The organism is Halobacillus sp. BBL2006, from assembly GCF_000786645.1.
Classification (GTDB): domain Bacteria; phylum Bacillota; class Bacilli; order Bacillales; family Halobacillaceae; genus Halobacillus.
In genome coordinates, this window is sequence record NZ_JRNX01000571.1 from 1 (window position 1) to 1,963 (window position 1,963).

1 protein-coding gene is annotated in these 1,963 nt (G+C 41.2%); it reads left to right on the top strand.

What is annotated here, in order from left to right; translation table 11 throughout:
* On the top strand, window positions 1-1,963 hold a 1,963-nt coding region (locus tag LD39_RS16090; RefSeq protein ID WP_156112678.1), incomplete at both ends, for an efflux RND transporter permease subunit.

Consider the following 1,963-nt stretch of genomic DNA (forward strand, 5'->3'; position numbering starts at 1 on the left):
TACAATAAAATCGTCTGGGTCTTTATTGTACTTCTCATTTTCACGGGTATATTCACTTATTTACAGCTACCTAAGCGAGAAATTCCCGAAATCAATGTAAACATAGCCTCCATTTCTACCGTTTATCCTGGAGCAACTCCTGAAGAAATGGAAAGAACCGTTACGAATCCCATAGAAGAAGAACTTCTTAACGTAAAGGGAGTTGATGAAGTCACATCTGCATCAACCACCGGATTCGGATCGATAACTGCTACCCTAAGTGGAGATGCAGACAGCAATACTGTCAATTCGAAGATTAGGCAAATCGTTTCCGACGTTTCAAGAGGGTTTCCAGATGAAGTACAAGACCCTGAGGTTAATACAGATTTAACAACTTCTTCGGTAGCTTCCTACCATTTGCTGGCAGATTCACCCGAAGACTTATATCGTTTAAGGGAAGACATTGAAACGTGGCGTTCAGAACTTACAAATATCACGGGTGTAGAATCACTGCTTGTCAAAGGGCTTCCGGAACAAAAAGTATCCGTTCAGTTAGACAATGAGCAACTTCAGGACAACCAGATTGCTCCTTTTCAAGTGATTGATGCGATTCGCAAGGAGATCGCGCCATCGGCGATCGGTACCCAACAAGAAGAGGGTCAGATCTATCAACTGATATTTGATAAATACTCAGATATCGAAGAGCTTAATGAACTTTCAGTTGGAACAACTCCTAATGGAGACCCATTAACACTTCAAGAAGTCGGTTCAATTGATATTACCAATAAGGATGTCAACGACTTGATTTCCGTGGGTGACCAATCAGCATTATCTATAACGGTATTAGCAAAAGAAGGCGTCAATATTTCTTCTTTGCAAGAACAGATCACAACGAAAGTAGAAGAATTAGAGTCTGACCTTCCTTCTTCTATCACTGTCGATCAATTTTACACACAGAGTACGATTATCGAGGAAGTGTTCAGTAACCTTATTAGTTCTTTCTCCATCTCTTTAATTGCCGTCGTTATTATTATGGTTTTAGGCTTGCCGATTTCTTCTGCATTACTAGTCGCACTGGCCATCCCGATTTCTATCATCATTGGATTAATTCCCCTTCCTTATGTAGGAGTTGATTTGAATCAGATATCGATTATTGGAATGATCATCGCTATCGGAATTCTCGTCGATGACGCTATAGTAGTCAATGACAACATTCAACGCAGATTTCAACTCGGAGACGGTCCTTTGGAAGGTACAATTCGAGGTGTCAGGGAAGTTGGTAAATCCATCATTACTTCAACGCTGATGATTATATTCAGCTTTTTCCCTTTAACTTTTCTATCAGGTTCCAATGGGGATTTCATTCGAGCTTTGCCTTCTGTACTCATATTTACAGTGTTAGCATCGACAGTCATGGCGCTGACATTAATTCCAACTGTTCAATATGCTAGAAGGAAAAGAAGGAAAAAATCTACAGCCAAGCAAGGAATACTTGGTGGTTTATTTAATGGATTAGAAAAGGTTTATGCAGACACCCTTTTACCGAAGATTACTAAGAAACCGTGGCTGACCTCTATAACGGGTTTAATCGTTTGTGTACTGCTTGCCTTATTAGTTATTAAAATTCCTTTTGAGTTCTTTCCCGCAGCTGACCGTCCCGAAGTCACCATTTCTGTCGAGTATCCGCAAGGAACACCTATAGAGGAGACTGAAGAGCATTTGAAATATATGGAAGAATTTTTACGAGAGAATGATGAGACAATAACAGAATCAGCTGTGTACACTGGTTCCGGACTTCCAAATATCTTCAGTTCCGGTTTACAGCGCTCAGGTGAAAACACCGGTCAAGTCCTTGTCCGGGTCGATAGAGACAAAACGGATGCAACATCCTTCATTAAGGAATGGGAAGAGCCTTTACGAGAAGAATTTGCTGACGCTCAAGTCTTTCTCGAAACGATCGTCTCTGGTCCACCCCCTTCCCCGC